Genomic DNA, 16,810 nt, shown 5'->3' on the forward strand with positions numbered 1-16,810 from the left:
ATCAGCCGATCCGGTTGGTGTCCCATGGTCCGTCCGGTGTCACCGCTCCAGTACGGTCGCGAAGAAGCCCACGCGGGGATCGTCCGGGGTGCCGATGAGCAGCGCTCGATCCAAAAGGATGTTGTTGTGCTCGCAACTCGTCTCCGGGAGCATCACACAGGCGTGGCAGGCTGCCAGGTTGATTCCGCCGGCGCCGGACGCCTCGGTCTCCATGCAGAGCGGGTCCGAGGAACACCACTCGGCACGGCGGACGGCCGAACGGACCGTGCGTGCGAGAATCCCTGGCTCACCTTGAGCGACCAGGCCACCCAGACTGCCCGCGGAGTCGCTCGTCGCCGTGTAGATGAGCACCCCGGCCATGTCGTCGGCGGCGTAGAGGCGCTCGCGCAGGGACGCGGCCGGGTAGCCCGCTTCCAGGCTCCATTCGTTGATGAGGACGTGGGCCAAAGTGTGCAGCAGCACCATGCGAGGGGTGGCGGGGGAGGGGACGACGCGGCTCGGGTCGTCGGCCCGCTGTTCCAACATCCGCTGGTGGGCTGTACGCATCCGTTCGATCCGAGCTGCCACCGCAGCGGATTTCTCCCAGGCGCCGAGTCGATCCCCGTTCAGACGGAGAAAGACTCCCTCGCCCCGAACCTCCATGGCCGGGAGCCAACGCAGGGAGCGTTCGGAGAGCGACATCTCCTTGGGATCGGTCGTCGACTCGGCGTCGACGAGCCGGGTGAACGCCTTCAGGGCACGCACCTCGCGGAGCTTCTTGACCAGCATCGGGCCGGTGACGCCGAGCGGGTCGAGCACGCTTCGGTCGCCCAGCGGGGTCTCGCAGACGAACTCCTCGTCACGGGAGTGCTCGCTCTCGTCGTTGCCGGAGCGGAGACGCTCGTATTCCTTGTTGCGCAGGGCACGATAGCGATGGTCGAAGGAGGACGCTTCGTCGCCAGTGGGGTCTTCCTCCCGCTCGGCGTCGAGGAAGGCCATGACTTCGTCGATCGGAACCGGGCTCTCGCCCTTGAAGACGAACTTGAGGCACATCTCGACCTCTGCGCGGCTTTTCAGCTCGCGCAGTTGGTCCCAGTGTTCGGCGAGCGGATCCGCGCGGCGGTTGCTCCACGGCGGGATGGAGAGCGCCGACTTCAACACCGGCTGCCAGACTGCCGACGAACCGCGCTGCAGGGTGCGCAGGGGGAGTCCGCATCCACCCGTGACGGCGGACGCGCCGAGCCACGGACGGGAGCCGCGGCACTTGAGGCCCAGATCCTTGAGTGCTCTCCTCCGGAAGGAACCCTCCATCGAGACCTCGGGAGCCTGCCCACAGGTGCAGGAGACGAGGATGGAGCGCAGGGAGGAAGTACGTCCGGACGTGCGCATCTTGAGTTTCCCCCCGCACTGTGCCGCCGTCGAGGCGCCACGGTCCGCGGAACGGTGCACCCACTGCCGGTACGGGAACTCGTCGAGGTGTCCGGCCTCGCATGCGACGACGAAACGGGAGGGGACCAGGTCGACCTCACACGTGCCGCAGACGCTTCTCCCGGCAGGCGGGTTGAAGTCGCGGTGCCGCTGCAGGTCGTTGCACTCCGGGCAGGAATGCATCAAGGGGAACCGTCGGACCCGGAGGCCGTCCTTGCTGGTGTCGTCGGAAGCGGGCGGCAGCCGGAAGCAGTCGACGTCGAGCACTCGGGCCAGCCGCCGTTCGTGGATCTGCGGGGCCTCGTCCGGGCTCCAGCTCCGGTCGGCCTCGTCGAGTCCCGAGACGATGAAGGACTCGTGGTCCACGGCGATGAGCGACCCGACGCCGTACGTGGTGATCGCCTGGGCGCGGCGGACCGCACCGCGCCGCGGAAAGTTGTGGGCGGGTGTGGCGCCGTCCGCGCCGGTACGGCGACGGCGGGCGGGGGGCGGGGTCATCGGGTTCCCTCCAGGAACAGGGCGGTCTCGGCGTCGACGTCACGCAGGCTCCACAGCGTGGGGTATGCCCCGGTGCCCTCGGACTCGTCGTCGTAGGCCTTGAGGAGCGAAGGCGTGCGACTGCCCCTCTTGGGCTCGAACAGCAGGACGTTGTGGATGCCGGCCTCTTTGCACCACCAGTCGACGAACTCGTCGAAGGCCCGGGACACGGCCTTGGTTTCTTCCGGAGTGACCGCGTCCACGCGCTTCAGGAGGATCGTCTTGATGCGGCCACGGAGTACCTCTTCGTAGGCCTCGACCTTGCCGGCGCCATCGTTGGGTCGGGCGGCGGGGATCATGATGCGGGCGAGGGCGACGATCACCGCGTGCAGGCCCCGGTAGCGGGCGCGGGCGGAGAAGGGCGTGACGGAGGTGGACTCGACCTCGCGGTACAGGGCCGAGTGGAAATGCTGGAAGCTCTCGTAGTGGGAACGGTCCCGGGAACGTGTCGAGTTGAGCATGACCGCGACCAGGCCGGGGTGCGCGCGGCCGACGCGGCTGGTCGCCTGGATGTATTCGGCGGTCGTCTGCGGTTGGCCCATCACGGCCATGAGACCGAGGCGGTCCACGTCCACGCCGACCGCGATCATGTTGGTGGCCAGGAGAACGTCCACGGTGTCCTCGTCGGGCAGCCGCTTCTCGATGCCCTTGAGGCGGGTGGGGATCTCACTGGCGTCGATACGGCTCGTCAGCTCCGAGTAGTTCACCACCGGTCGGACTTGCACCCCCTCGCGCTCGGCGAGCACCTCGAGATAGGCCACCACGTCGTCGTGGACCTGGAGTTCGGCCGCGGACAACAGTCGGAGGCTGTTGAAGTAGCCGACGAGACTCCAGTAGGCGTCGCGTACCTCGTCCTCGGTCTTCGCCTGCGCGGCCCGGTGGAGCAGGGTGGCGTACGTGCGGATCAAGAGGGTGGCCTGGCTGGTGCCGGGGGCAAGGAGGCCGACGTAGCGGCGACTCGCCTTCTCCTCGCGGGGTGTCTCCACGGCGAACCACGAGTCGCGGGCGTCGAGGCCGGCGGGTGGGAACTGCCGTACTTCGCGGGCGAAGAGGTGGCGTCCCTGATCGGCCGCGCGACGGATGGTCGCCGTGGAGGCGATCACTTTGGGCCGGTCGGCGAGGGCGTCCACGGCCGTTTCGTAGAGGCCGGTGAGTGTGCCCAACGGGCCTGAGATCAGGTGGAGTTCGTCCTGGACGATCAGCTCCGGTGGCGGGGTGCCGCCCTCCGTGTCGTCGTCGCGGTTGAAGAGCGCGGAGGTCGCCGGACGCCAGGGCATCGAAGCGAACTTGTCCACAGTGGCGATCACCAGTGTCGGCCGTGCGTCGTACACCGTCTCGTCGATGAGGTGGACGGGCAGGCCGTCGGCGAAGTCGCAGTCCGCACCGGGGCATCGGACGTGCATCCGCTTCGCGTCCTCGTCGACTTCGTAGTTCCGTGCGTCGAGGCGGGTTCCGCACCAAGGGCAGGCGTGCAGTTGGACGGGATTCTCGGTGGCGAGGCGCTTGTCGAGGTTCGCGCGTAGCTCGTCGAGCTTCAGGCCTGCCTCGGTCAGCGTGTTGGGGGTGGCCGAACGTCCCACCCACATGCCGACGGAGAACTCCTCACGACCCAGTTCGGGTGTCCGACGCCGCATGTGCTCCATGGCGCAGAGAAGGATCGCAGCGCGCTCGAACTGCTGGAGGGTGAGCAGCCGCAGCGTGTAGCGCATGAGGACGGTGACACCGCCGCCGTCCGCGCCCCTGCGGATACGGCGCAGGAACGAGGTGAAGGCGATCAGGCCGAGGTAGGCCTCGGTCTTGCCACCACCGGTGGGGAACCACAACAGATCGGAGATGTTCCGGTCAGGATGCTCGGGGTCGTCGATGCCGGCCAGGCACAGAAGGACGAACGCGATCTGGAAGGGACGCCAGCGTCCGGCGGTCGGCTCGGGGACGCCTGCGCACCCTCTCTTCACCCAGGCGCTGCGGGCACGCTGGTCGGCCATGGCGCGGTTGGCAAGTCGGAAAGCCTTCATCAGATCGGGCTTGGTCCGCAACAGCTCGATGCCCTCGCGGATCCGGTCGAGAGCCTCGCGGCAGGCCTTGACCTGCCCCCGCGCGGGTTCCTCGTACGGTCCGTCGGCCAGATCCTCTGTCTCGGCCGCCTTGCGATCGATCCAGCGTTCGTACCCGTCGGCGAGCCCTTCCAGCGCGGTCAGGATCTTGGCGGCGGACCTCTCCGCCAAACCCAGCATGGACAGCGCCGAGCTGTCGATCTCGGGGTTGGAGTCGGTGAGCAGCACCTCCACCGTCGGCACGAACTGGCTCCGCACCTCGGGGACGGCGATCTCCGGGGTCGTGTCGGTCACGCCGACAGGCCACGGATTCCAGTCCCATTCGGCGGCACAGCCGTGCCCGACGGCGAAGGTCGGGGCGTGGCGGTGCAGCAGCCGACTCGTGGCGACCTCCGGGTCGTGGGCGGCGTCCGGAGCCGGGCGCTCGACGAACGCGTCGGAGCCGTCGGCGGCCCGGACCGTCAGCCCGCACTGGAAGAGGGAGAACGCGTCCTGCAGATCCCACTCACCGATCTTCTGTGTGTTGATCAGGGTGACCGTGATCGTGACCGTGCCTGTGGTCTCGTCGAAGCGGCGGATGTTGACGTGCAGTGAGGCTTCGTCGCTGAGCGGAATCGGCTCCTTCGGAGCGACCTCGGTCACGTCGAAGCGCTGCTCGGAGAAGGAGAGTTCCCGGCGGCGCCACCGTTCACGCTGGTCGTCCACAGTACGGGCCTCGGCGCGACGGGCCGGGATCCGCTTGCCGTCGGCGTCCGTGGGCTCGTAGACGGCCGCACGCGCCGACACAACGATCGTGCGGCTTATGCCCGGCTTGACGGCGAAGGTCAGGCCCATCGAGGAAGGCCGCCTGTCCCCGGAGGCACCGACCTCCGGCAGGGTGCCGGACTCCTCGCCGTCGCCACGGGTGGTCACGGGAGCGTCGTCCGGGCCGTTCTGCTCGGCGGCCTCTTCCGCTGTGCGTTCCTTCGTGGCACGTGGGTACAGAACGCCGGTCAGGTAGCGGTCGATCGGCGCGTCCTGGGTGAGCACCTCGCCCCGATCGTCCGGTTCGGCATCGGCGGCGGGGCCCAGGAGTTCACGGCGAAGCCCCACCAGGAGTTCCTCGTCCCGGACCCGGTAGTACTCGGAGTGCCTGCCTGCCACCTGCGTCATGCGCCCTGCTCCTCGTCGTTGTCGGCCCTGCGGTACCGGCCGATACCGGTGATCCGGGGGGCCATCCACACGCCTCGCTCACCGAGCCCGGCGTTCGCGCCGGCGGCGGTACTGCCCGTCACGGTCTCCAGGGTGTCGATCCGCAGGTCGTGGATCTCGTCAGGCCACCAAGGGTCCCAGGTGCGGTTGACCTTCTGTACCTGGAAGAGATCCTTGCGGAACCGCTGCGAGGCCTCGCCGATCTCCTTGCCGTCGTGCATCAGGACGTACGGTGGGCTCTCGCCCTCGCTCATCGGCAGGTCGTGGCGCTTGCGCAGCAGCACCTCCTGGCCGGGGCGCACCTGTTGCAGGAGATACGCCTGGGTGGCGACGGCGTCGACCTCATGGCCTGGCGGGTCGTCCCGGCACACGTCGCCCGCCTCGGCGACGATCCCGTGCCTGTCGTACGACCGCCACGACCCGAGATAGCGCCGGCCGTGGCTCTGGCTCCCCGCCCGCTTGAAGTGCGGCAGTTCGGGAGGGGCCACGTGATACAGGTCCTGGCGGGCGCGTGTCATGGCCACGTACAGGGCGCGGGCTTCGGCAGGCAGGTCCGACTCGTCCTGGTACCGCTTGTGGAGCTCGGCCAGGGTCGGTGGCGTCAGGACGATCACCCGATCGAACTCCAGCCCTTTGGCTCGGTGCACCGTCGAGACGACGAGGGGGGCGTTCTCCGGGTCAGCCGCCTCGTCCGGGAACCTGCCTTCGGCGACCGCGCTGCGCAGCCGATCCAGGTCGAGCACCCCGCGCCCCGCTCCGCGCGCGACCCTACGCAGCACCGTCCACAGGGTGGCGGCGTCAGGTTCGTAGGGAAGAGGGATTTCCGAGAGGACCGTACGGAATCGGTCCTCGCTGAGGCCGGTAGCCTCCGTGCGACGCAGCAACTCGGCCACCCAGTACGGCACCGGACGCTCCTCCAGCGGGCGCCGCAGCCGGTGGTCGATGCCGTGCGCGTGCAGCAGGCCGGAGATCACGAGGGCCTGCTGGTTGTCACGGGTGAGGACGGCGCAGGTGTCGGAGAGGTCCCGCAGGCCGGCCAGGGTGAACTCGTCGTCCAGGTCGCCGAGGCCGTTCGCGGGATCCAGAAGCAGATCGCGCAGTTCGTCGTAGAGCCGCCCGGCCTCGTCCGGGTCGGTGACCTGCTGGAGAAGGGGGCCGTGCGCCAGCGCGACCCGGGCCTCGGCGGTGGTGGCTCGGAAGTTCCGCGTGAGACGCAGCTCCACCAGGTCGTCGGGATAGGAGCAGCGCAGCCAGTCGAAAAATCGGCCGGTCTCGTCGGCGCGCTCGCCCAAGACCTCGATCTGGAAGCCGTACACGGACTGGGCGGCGTCTCCGACGACGGTGAACCCGCAGCTGTCCTGGTACCGGTCGAGAAGCGTCTCCACCAGTTCACGGCGGCTGCCCAGCAGGTCCTGCACCTCGTCGATGACGACATGGGCCGGTGGCCCCGCGTCGCCGATCTCCAGCGCGCCCTTCTCGACAGCCCGGGTCGCGGCGGTGATCCGCTCGTCGAAGCCGACCGCACCCCACTCGCCGTCCGGGTGTGCCTGGAGGAGCACCTCATAGGCCCACGCGTCGAAGGTACGGGCGCGTACTCGGTGAGCTCGTTTTCCGTGCCGAGAGATCCGTTCGCGCAGTTCCCTGGCCGCCGCTCGGGAGAAGGTCAGCACCAGGATCTCGGCCGCCTCCAGGGCCTGCTCGGAGTCCTCGTGACCGCACAGCGCGTCGAGCCGGCGCACCAGGGTGTGTGTCTTTCCTGCCCCGGCGCCCGCGGTGACCAGGACACGCGCGTCCCAGGGCTTTTCGACGACGGCCTGTTGCTCGTCGGTGAGCGGAGGGCTGTCCTGGTAGGCGTCGGTCACTTCCGGCTCCAGAGGTGCTCGAACTCGGTGAAGGCGAGGGCGGTGTCGAAGTTCGTGATGTTGTCGCTGATGTTGAGGATCAGGCAGCTCTCCTTGCCGCCGTTCCGTGGTCCGCGCAGTCCGCGACCGATCATCTGCTGGTACACGTTGGTGCTGAAGACCGGTCGCGCCACGACCACGGCACGCGTGGCCGGCGCGTCGAATCCCTGGGTGAGCACACCGTAGTTGGTGAGGACACGGATACGTCCGTTTCGGAAGTTCTCGATGCGGGTGCGACGGTCCTGGGTACTGGTCGTCGAGTCCACGGCGGCGGACGGGACACCTCGGTCGTTGAGCATGGCCGCCAGATATTTGGCGTGGTCGACGGAGGTCGCGAAGAGCAACGTAGGCCAGGTGTCCGGCAGCTCGGCCACCGAGTCGACGATCCGCCGACTGCGCGCGTGGTCGTCGGTCAGCCGCTGTTCGGCGGAGCGTGAGAGCATCGCCATGCGATCGGCGTGTGTCTTCTCGTCCCGGGTGAGTTCGATCCGGCCACCCTCCAGAGTGCGGTGCTCGACCTGAGCCAGGATGCGCCAGTCCTGGAGGTCGCGATACGGGTCGCCCGACGGGAAGACTCCTTGGTCGAGGAGTCGGTTGCCGAATCGGCCGGCCAGGCGGCGGGTCTCCTCCTCGTTGCGGTTGCGGAACGGGGTGGCGGTCAGGCCCAGGAGATGCCGCCCGGTCTCGTACTGGGTGAGTCCCAACTGCCCCAGGATCTCGGTGTATCGCTTGGAAATGGCGGTGTGCGCCTCGTCCACGATCACCAGCGACGCCTGGCGCAACCAGGCGTACTGGTCGGTGCCCAGGCACCGCTCCAGCTTGGCGTCGGTGGCGACCACCAAGTGCGGGTGGTCGACGACGTCGCCGACCTCGCCGGTGCTCCACAGCCGACTGATGGTGAGCGGGCGTTCGGCGCCCACTTTGCTCCAGACGAACTTCCAGCTCTGGACGGCCTGTTCGCACAGCTCCTCGGTCTGCGCGATCCACAGCAGCGGACCTCTCAGGTCGCCGACACGCTTCACCCATCGGATCACGGCCTCGGCCGTGACCCGGGTCTTGCCGGCGCCTGTCGGCAGCGACAGCATTCCACGCTGGGGCGCCAGTCGATCGAGCATCGTGGAGATGTTCCGGACCAGGTCCTCCTGGTAGCCGTGGAGACTGGGGAAGTCCCGAGGGCCTTCCACGGTCTCGAACGGAGGCAGGGACGGAGTCCTGGAACCGGCGAACGAGACGGGCAGCCTCATTTCCGAGACGAACGCGATGGCCGCCGACGAACCGCCGTACGCAATCGGGGCGTTGGGAAAGCGCGCCTGGATGTCCCGGGCGTGTTGGTGGAGCACTCCGTCACCGTGCGCGTTGAACGCCATCTGCGCGATGCGGCGCCCGGACGGCTCCGCGCCGTCGGTCGCCTGCATCTCGGCCTCCATCAGTCCCTCCGGGAGACCGGCCCGGAGCGCGTCGGCACCGACCAGCAGCTCGATCTTGGTCACCACGTCCGCGGACTCTCGCACGGCCTTCTGCGCCGCCTTCAACTCGCTGTCACGAGCCATGCGGTCCTGGTGCTCCAGGACGGCGCGGCAACCAGCAGGGCCGAGGCCGAGGCCCAGCTCGCGGTCGATCAGGCGCAGCATCGGCTCGGGGTCCAGAGGAACGCGGACCTTGACCGTGCCGTCCTGGCGTACGGCGTCCAGAGGGGAGGCGTGCGTGCCGTTGGGCGTACGGGTGACCTCCTCCAGTTCGCTGCACCGTTGCACCGTGCTGCTCCGGTTCCCGCTGCTCAGGCGCTGCCGTAGGGCAGGGAACAGCTCCACCAGCGGCACGGGGTCACCCTCCGGTACTTCACGGGTCTCCCGGCTGATCACGTCGGAGTAGCGGAGCATGCCCCACTTCTCGATCATCAGCTCGGCGTCCTCGGCCGTCGGCACGATCAGCGCCGGTAGCTCCTCGACGCGGAGCGCCCGGTACTGAGCGGCTCCGACGGCGACCGTGATCTCGTCGTCGGGACGGGTGCCCCAGACGTCGCCGATCCGGCAACGGGTCAGGGAGTCCTCGGGGAATTCCGCGCCGAACCGGGTCAGCATCACGTAGGTGGCACCGACGAACGAGTCGTCCTCGCTACGGGTCACCTCGTCGAGGAGAGCGTCCCAACGGTCGGCCGGAACCTCGTCCACGGTGGTCGGAAGTCGCAGCCTGCGGGCCTTCTCGGGGGAGATGTCGGCGACCGGCAGCACGTCCCGGTAGCCGGCGAGTTGGGGACCGACGGCCTCCTTCAGCGGCTTGACCCCCTGGGACGTGGCGATCGTGCCGAACTTCCTCAACATCCACCGGATCGGTGAGGGCACCGCCTGGCGAGTGTTGGTCTGCGCGCCGATCTGGCGTGTCCAGTTGTCCACCACGGCGTCGTCGGGCAGCACCTTCAGGAACGCGGCGCGGGATTCCTCGGAGAGGGCACGGAAGATGTGGAGCGGGCCACCGATCGCGGCGCCCTCGACCTTCATCCGGTTCAGTGCCGGACGCGGGGCGCGAGTGTCCAGGCCGCGCAGATAGGCAGCGTGGAGGGCTTCTCGGTACTCCTCGAACCACGCCTCGCCCTCCTGCGGCCGGACCCCGCCGGACGGTCGTTCTCGCAGACCGACCTGGGAGAAGAAGGGGGTGTCGTCGGAGTGGAACGCCATGTCGACGGCGATGCTCGGATCACGCTCGGCATCGACCACGACACCCGGCAGCATGCAGTCCTCGAGCGGCCTGAACCGGCCGTCGGCAGTCCGTACACGCAGCGTCGAGCGCGGTGTGGGTACCCGCTCCAGGACCTTGTGGGCCAGCCTGCGGACCCCGGCCTGTCGGAACAGCTCCCAGAACCGCTCCCAGTCCGATTCGCTGTAATGACCGAAGCCCTGATCGAGGACGCTGTCGAACCGGCCCTCGACGTCGGCCTCCCGAATGCCCAGGACGTCGAGCGCGTGCGCCAGCGAGGGGTCCTGCGCGAGTTCGTCGACCACGTACACCAGGGACTCGCGCAGTCCGCCCTGGTCGGCGCGGCGGTACACCTTGCCGTGCACGGGGGCGACGAGACCGTGCTCCTCGGTGAGGACGATGTGGGCCTTGCGGGCCTCCTCGACGAACGGGGAACCGACCTCGATCATGTCGGCCAGAATGCGCACCGCGGTCGCGGATGCCCGAGCGGTGCCGCTCTCGACGAGGGCCTCCAACCAGTCGCGAACGTCCGCTCGTCGGTGCTTGGCCGCACCGAGGATGTGTTCGACCTTGCCGGAGCGCAGAGAGTCCACTTCGGCGCTCGGATGCAGCCAGTTCGTCGGACGGTCCGGGCACTCGTGCCACAACCGCAGCCAACGGAGGAGAGACTTGGATTCCTTCTTCGGGTCCTTGGGTCGAGGGTGTACTCGCAGCTCGGTCGGCACGCGCAGCGTGCCGTTCTGGTCAGGAAGCGATGCGTTCACCGTGGTACGCATCCAGATCTCTTCGGTCAGGAACTCGTCCGCCCAACTGATCGCCTCCTTCACACGGCCGGGCAGCAAGGGTAGGTAGGCGGCCGGGTCTTCGACGGGTGCCAAGGCGGGGAGCGACTTGACGACCAGCTGTGCCGCCGCTCGGATCATTTCCTGGTTGAAGGGGGAGGAGTCGAGGAGGTTCTGTCGGTCCTCGTTCGTCTTCCAGGCGCCGTTGAGAATGCCGCTCAGCGACATTTCGTATTTGGTCGGGAAGAAGGACCAGAACGTGCCGCGTCCGCGGGAGCGCGGGCTGACGTACAGGCCACTCTCCCGGTCCTTCTCCAGGGTCGGGACGCCCCAGGCGAGGTCGAGTGAGAGCCGGTCGTGCAGCTCTCCGGCGTCGTTACGGGCCGCCGGACCGGGTTCGTGGGTGGTAGTGAACACGCGCCACCGGTCGGTGGTCACGGCCTTCCCGGTTCGCTCCTCGACCACGGTGTGCAGATCGCCGGTCTGCTGGGCGGTCAACGTCCGACGGGCCATGGGCCGAGGCCGGCGGTCCTCCAGCACGACCTTCGCAACGTGTGGCGAGAAGAGTTGGAAGCCGGCCGGGAACTCTTCGCGGGGCTCGCCGTGGTCCTTTGCGCGGCCACCGTGCATGTCCCGGCCCAGCCGGTCGTCGGCTTTCGGGAGCAGAGGCAGGCGGACGACGGTGGTGGCCCAGCTCAGCAGCTCGTTCAGGACGTGATCGGAGGCGCGCTCGGCCTGCACGTCCAGAGGCCGGGCCATGCGCAGCACGGGAGCGTCGAACTCCGCGCCGTAGCGTGCTGTGACGCCGGGCACGGACTTGATCTGCTCGTGAGACCAGGCGCGGTCGAATCCGAAACTTCCGGTGCTGCTGAAGAATTCCGGTGCGTCGGTCACCACGAGAACCGATTTAACGCCCACTCCAAAACGTCCGATCTGGCCCCCGCGCTTCTTCGACATACTCATCCGAAGAATTGTCTCGGCGCCTTCCGGGGTCACCGGACTACCCTCGTTCGCGCAATACAAGTGGGTGCCCGTGAGGACGACGTGAATCCGCCCGCCCTGCTCCCCGGTAATTTCGTCGGCCGCGTTCTGTACGAGTTCGAAAAGCTGGCGATCACCATATCCGCCCTGGGTGATACGGCGCTCGCCATTGGCATGCTCGGCCACGAGACCCGGGTCCACGGCGTAAGTCTGCAGGACACGCGAGGACTGCTCGAGAACGGTTTGGATTACCGGTGAGGACGAAGACAGCACTGCTACTGCGCTCCTGGGGTGTCAAAGGGTCGGGCGAAAAATCGAACGGCGGGCCGACCACCGATATCGTCGGCCGGCCCGTGTTCGTCGTGGCGCTGGGCGTGATGCCACAATGCCTTCGTGAGGAGGAGAGCCCCCGGGGGAAGGCCTCGGTTGTTGCGAGACTGATACTTCGGGCTCACGACGTGCTGAATCAGGTGGGGGGTGCGCTCTCGTCCGGCAGTCCCTGAACCAGCTTGGCCAGGGAGGGGAGCCGGTTGGAAAATTCCTCTTCGGACACGTCGAAACAGTGAAGAACACTCCGGACCTCGGCCATACTGCGCGCCGTCTTCATGGCCAACCAAAATGAGCTCGAGTCGCGCTGCGAGTTCGATGACTCGTCCTCGTTCTGTTCATTCATCGAGTAATTCACCCCTGAGGTCGCATCCTGCAGTTGCACAGGGGTGTATTCGAGTACACGTCCCCCGTGTGAAACAAAATGGATAGGTCGGAAGCTTGAGTGAGGATTCCTTCCAGCAAATCACGCTGGGGGGTGGAGAACTCGTTTGGCTAATCCTTTTCGGAAGGTTCTTCTGTGAGGGGTTCCGATGGTATGTACGGTTGGATTTTGGACGCACTTCTCCTCAGGTCGCCCAGCCTTCCCCGATTTCGGGTTCCGTGAGCGAGATGAAATCCCCATCGTCAACGACGGTATCGATCGCCACTCGAATGCGCAACCCCAACTTCCTTTCCCTTTAGGGGAGTTGAGCGATCCGCTTGAGGAAGTGGAGCATAAGGTTCGAAAGTTGATCATTGGTTGCAAGTCGGACAATGAGTCGAAGTCGCTGGATGGTCAAGCTCGATCAACTGTTGGTTGACGCTGTCGTGAGTGTCAAATTAACCTTGGTTCCACGACATGCGAGCAGCATGGGACCGAGGAAAGAGCAGGCGAAGCGTGGAGACAGGTGAGGAGTTCGGGCCATGGTTGGCCCGACAGCTCAAGCTTGCAGGCAAGACGCAGGCCGAGTTGGCCGACGAGCTCAAGCTGACCCGGGCCGCCGTGTCCGCGTGGATCACCGGCAGGTCGACTCCTCGCCCGACCGTCATGACCGACATCGCCAAGGCGCTCGGCACCGACGTGGGTACGGTGCACACCCGTACCACCGACACTCAGGCCGGTCTCCCGGTCAGTTGGTACCACCGGCCCGGCTACTCCGACGGTGGCCGTGACCTGGGCAATGCCGCAGCCTTTGCGTTCGACGCCGACGTGCAGGTCCTCGCCCGAGAGACTTGCCAGAACAGCCTCGACGAGCGGTTGACGGAGAACGGCCGCCCGGTCCGGGTCCGTTACACCCTTCACGAGCTCACTGGCGAGGCGCTGGACGCCTTTCGCGAGGCGATCCTCTGGGGCGATCTCTTTCCGCACTACACCGCCGTCTCGGAGACCGCCGGTGACCAGAAGGTCGGTCGGGTCGTGGACGCCGGGGTGAGGGACATGTACGAGAAGGGCCGGTTGGTCCTGCTGCGTGTCGACGACTACAACGCTTCCGGGCTCATCGGCGACGACTACGCGGACGGCAAGTTCGCGGCCGTGGTCAGGCGTCAGTTGGAAAGCCTCAAGTCCGGTCCCGGTGCGGGTGGTTCGTACGGCCTGGGCAAGGCGACGCTGTGGGCCACCAGCGCGCTCGGACTTGTACTCATCAACTCCACTCTGTCCGTTCCTCACGAGGGGCGCACCGAGCGGCGGGTCATCGGTCGTCTGGAACTGCCCTGGCGTGAGGTGGCCGGGGAGCCGTACGCGGGCCCCGCATGGTTCGGACGCCCCGATCCCGATTCGCCCGGTGCCATGGTCGCCCGTTCATGGTGGGCGGACGAGGAGACGGTGGCACGCCTGCATCTGAGCAGGCACGGTGACGAGCCCGGTACGTCGTTCCTCATCGTCGGTGCGCACGACGTGGCCAGCCTCGAGGGGAAGTCCGACGCTGACGACGAGTTCGTCTACAACGAGGAGAGCGGCGACGAGGACACGCGTGACATCCGCAAGATGCACGGCCGTCTGGTCGAGGCGCTCGGACGGGACTTCTGGGCTGCGATGACCGGTGGAGGAAGCAGGCTTCCCCTCCTGGAGGTCTCTGTCCGTGCCCTGCGGAACGGCAAGGAGGTCGTTCCGGAGAAGCAGGTGGACCCGTCTGCCGAGCAGCCCGCCCGGACTCGTGCCCTGAAGGCGCACTACGAGGGCACCACGGTTGATCGTCTCACCGAGGCCGGGCAGGTGGTGGCGCGCAGCGTTCCGCTGAAGCTACCGCTCTCCGGTGGTGCCCATGGGACGCTCGGTACGCACCAGGCGGTCCTGCTTGTCACCGAGGCCGAGCGGGACAAGGACGGGGACGGCGGTAAGAACCAGGTGCACTCATTGCGCGGCAACCGCATGACCGTCAGGAGGGCCGGCGTTTCGAGGCTGCCGCTCAACACCAACCCTTTCCAGGCTGTTCTGCTGGTGGGCGAGGCGGCCGGAGAAGCGGCCCCGTTCGCGAAGGAGGCCGAGGACTTCCTGCGTGCGGCGGAACCGCCCGAGCATGACCGCTGGGGGCAGACGGAGGAGCTGACCCTGCGCTGGTCGCCGTCCGCGTATCGGCGGATCAACGCGCTGACGACCGACGTCAACAGCGCGGTCAGAGAAGTCGTGGCGCGGCCGAAACGCAGCAGCGGCGAAGGCGGTGAAGCTGTACGCAAGGCGTTGACCGTGAGGACCAGGCCCAAGGCCAAGACGCCCGCCGGGCCGGTCGTGCCGGTGCTGGACAAGCTCGATGCGACAGTCGGCGACGACGGGGAGTGGCGGATCATCGCCGAAGTGAGCATCCCACGGGGCGAGGAGATCGTCCCGATGGTGCCGGTCGCGCAACTGGACGTGCGTTCCGGAGGTCGTCCGAAGCTGGACTGGGCGGAGCTCGTGGCGGTCGAGGGCTGCGAGGTGGAGAACGGTACCCTGCGCTTCCCACCCGGCACGCGTCGGGCGAAGTTCCGGGGATCCACCGACGTCACCAGCCACCCGGTTAGGACGATGCTCACCCGGCTCGTCGTCGAACTCCGTACCGGCAAGGGGGAGTGACGCGTGAAGATCTACCCGTACAAGCGGCTCAACCGGCCGGTCTCCCTCAGAGTGACCTCGGTCGCCCTCAAGCTCTCCGACGGCACCCGTGACCAGCTGGAGACCACGGCGTACTCGACTCAGCAGCAGGCCGTCGCGCTCGGCATCGCGGGCCACACCGATTGGGTCAGCGCCACGGTCGGGGTCTCTGCGACGCTGCCGCCCGGCGCGAACGCGCCGGACGCCGCCTGGTCCGATCTGTGTGTCCTCGCCGTGCTGACGGACGGCGAGACCAATGTCCACACCTCCACCGAGCTCACGCGTGACGCGCAGGACGGCAGAGACTGGTCGGGCTCCGTGGAAGTGCTTCGCGACGACCACCTGGGGCGAGCATCCCTCGCCGTGTATGCCGTAGGGACCGTGGAGGGAGTGCGAGGACGGTCGATCGCCGAGACCGACCGGAGCTGGATCATCGACACGGTCTCCGACGAGCCGGTCCGGGGACTCCAACTGGACGTACAGACAGCATCGTTCAAGAAAAGCTCTCGGGAGTGGCTCCATGCCTACGCCGACGCGCCCTGGATCGTGGACGCCTCGGCCAGAGTCCCCACCGTGTTCGTGAACACCGATGTCGAGGGTGTCATCGGCCTGTTGGACAGCAACGGATCGGGAGTGGAGAGCAAGGTGCGTGACCTTTTGGTCGCGCAGATGGCCACCGACGTCTGGACCGCGGTGTTCCACGGTGCCATCGGTGATCTGGAGGTGGAACCCGGCGGCGGCCCGGTCTTCCCGACGGACTGGCAGGGCGAGGTGCTGCGGGAGATGCTCCCGGACGTCGTTCCCGGCGTCCATGTGGAGGAGGCACTCCGACAAGTCCATCGGCGGCGCACCGGTGACTCGGGCTGGGTGGAGCTTCAGACGCGGATCCACTACGCGGCGGTCCGCCGCGCCGACGCCACCAAGGCGCTCGCCTATGCCATCCGCAGTCTGGAACAGACGAATCGCGAGAGTGACACGTGATCACCCAACCGAACCACGTACCGGGACGCCTCGGGCTGCTTGCCACCTCGGCCGTCGATCCCTTCCTCACCGAGGAGTTGCTCAAAGGCGAACAGGTTCATGGCGGCATCGATCTCGCCAAGGTCGTGGAGCCGCTCCCCGAGGACGACGCCAGGTGGTGGGTCGAGCCGATCCGGAGCCTCGTGGAAGACGCCATGTTCGAGTTCCGGGCGGACCGTACCCGAGCCGACGCATGGCTCGCGCCGAGGCTCCATGCCACGCTGCGCCTGACGCGGCGCGAAGCGGCGGACAAGCGTCTGTGGAACCATCTGGCCTTGGCGGTGGCCCCCGACTACGTCGCCTGGCGGCACTTGTCGGAGCCGACGGCGAACAGGCCGGAGAGGCGTATCGCCGCGGAGCGCTTCCGTGGTCCCGCGGACCGGCAGTGCTTCTGCCGTCTGTGGTGGGCGGCCGAACTCTTCCGGAACGGGCCGGACTACGGGCCGGTCGAGGTTGCCTGTGGAAATCAGGACCTCATCCACACCGTCCTCCGGAGTGGGCTGGTCGACCACCGTCCCACCGCCCAGGCCTTGGTCCGTCTCCTGAAGAGCGGCCGGGTCTCAAGCGGGCGAGAAGTCAACGGCCTCAGCGTCGCGATCAACGCGGCTGGAGCGACCCTGATCTACGACATCCTCGCGCCGGACCAGCCCCGCGACCCCGCCCGTCTGCGGGACTGGATCGCGGAAGCGGAATCAGCGCCACCGGTCGAGCGGTACGAACTCCCGAGCGGGCCCGACGAGGACCCCGTCCCGGAGGAATCCGTGGCCGCGCTCACCGGCTACTTCGCGGAACTGTTCGAGACCGCGCCGGTCCGGGGGCGGAGGAACGGAGACTGACCCGTGCCGTCTGGGCTGCCGCGGGTCT

The 16,810-nt window shown here is 67.7% G+C and carries 8 protein-coding genes; 3 read left to right on the plus strand and 5 right to left on the minus strand.

Features of this window, described 5'->3' with window-relative positions; translation table 11 throughout:
• Window positions 1-39: 39 nt before the first annotated feature.
• From QQM72_RS26305 to QQM72_RS26330, 5 genes are all read right to left on the minus strand, one after another.
• The gene (locus tag QQM72_RS26305) at window positions 40-1,905 is read right to left on the minus strand and encodes a DUF1998 domain-containing protein (RefSeq protein WP_314223313.1); all 1,866 of its coding nucleotides are present in this window, start codon (window positions 1,903-1,905) and stop codon (window positions 40-42) included.
• On the minus strand, window positions 1,902-5,150 hold the full coding sequence (locus QQM72_RS26310; RefSeq protein WP_314223314.1) for a helicase-related protein: 3,249 nt from the start codon (window positions 5,148-5,150) through the stop codon (window positions 1,902-1,904). The genes QQM72_RS26305 and QQM72_RS26310 overlap by 4 nt, the downstream gene beginning before the upstream one ends.
• A complete protein-coding gene (locus QQM72_RS26315; protein WP_314223315.1) occupies window positions 5,147-7,051 on the minus strand; it encodes an ATP-dependent helicase in 1,905 nt (634 codons plus the stop codon). The genes QQM72_RS26310 and QQM72_RS26315 overlap by 4 nt, the downstream gene beginning before the upstream one ends.
• A complete protein-coding gene (locus QQM72_RS26320) occupies window positions 7,048-11,820 on the minus strand; it encodes a sacsin N-terminal ATP-binding-like domain-containing protein (protein WP_399078667.1) in 4,773 nt (1,590 codons plus the stop codon). Before QQM72_RS26320 ends, QQM72_RS26315 begins: the two co-directional genes overlap by 4 nt.
• A 193-nt stretch (window positions 11,821-12,013) precedes the next feature.
• A complete protein-coding gene (locus QQM72_RS26330; RefSeq protein ID WP_314223317.1) occupies window positions 12,014-12,259 on the minus strand; it encodes a hypothetical protein in 246 nt (81 codons plus the stop codon).
• A gap of 495 nt (window positions 12,260-12,754) precedes the next feature.
• Between QQM72_RS26330 and QQM72_RS26335 the strand changes: the two genes are divergently transcribed.
• Genes QQM72_RS26335 through QQM72_RS26345 form a run of 3 tightly spaced genes read left to right on the plus strand, consistent with a single transcriptional unit; the run spans window position 12,755 to window position 16,782 of the window.
• On the plus strand, window positions 12,755-14,908 hold the full coding sequence (locus tag QQM72_RS26335) for a helix-turn-helix transcriptional regulator (RefSeq protein WP_314223318.1): 2,154 nt from the start codon (window positions 12,755-12,757) through the stop codon (window positions 14,906-14,908).
• Window positions 14,909-14,911: 3 nt separating this feature from the next.
• The gene (locus tag QQM72_RS26340; RefSeq protein ID WP_314223319.1) at window positions 14,912-15,907 is read left to right on the plus strand and encodes a hypothetical protein; all 996 of its coding nucleotides are present in this window, start codon (window positions 14,912-14,914) and stop codon (window positions 15,905-15,907) included.
• Window positions 15,904-16,782: a DUF6339 family protein gene (locus tag QQM72_RS26345; protein ID WP_314223320.1), complete on the plus strand. Its 879-nt coding sequence runs from the start codon at window positions 15,904-15,906 to the stop codon at window positions 16,780-16,782. The genes QQM72_RS26340 and QQM72_RS26345 overlap by 4 nt, the downstream gene beginning before the upstream one ends.
• The last annotated feature ends 28 nt before the right edge of the window (window positions 16,783-16,810 follow it).

The organism is Streptomyces zaehneri (assembly GCF_032248645.1).
GTDB lineage: Bacteria > Actinomycetota > Actinomycetes > Streptomycetales > Streptomycetaceae > Streptomyces > Streptomyces coriariae.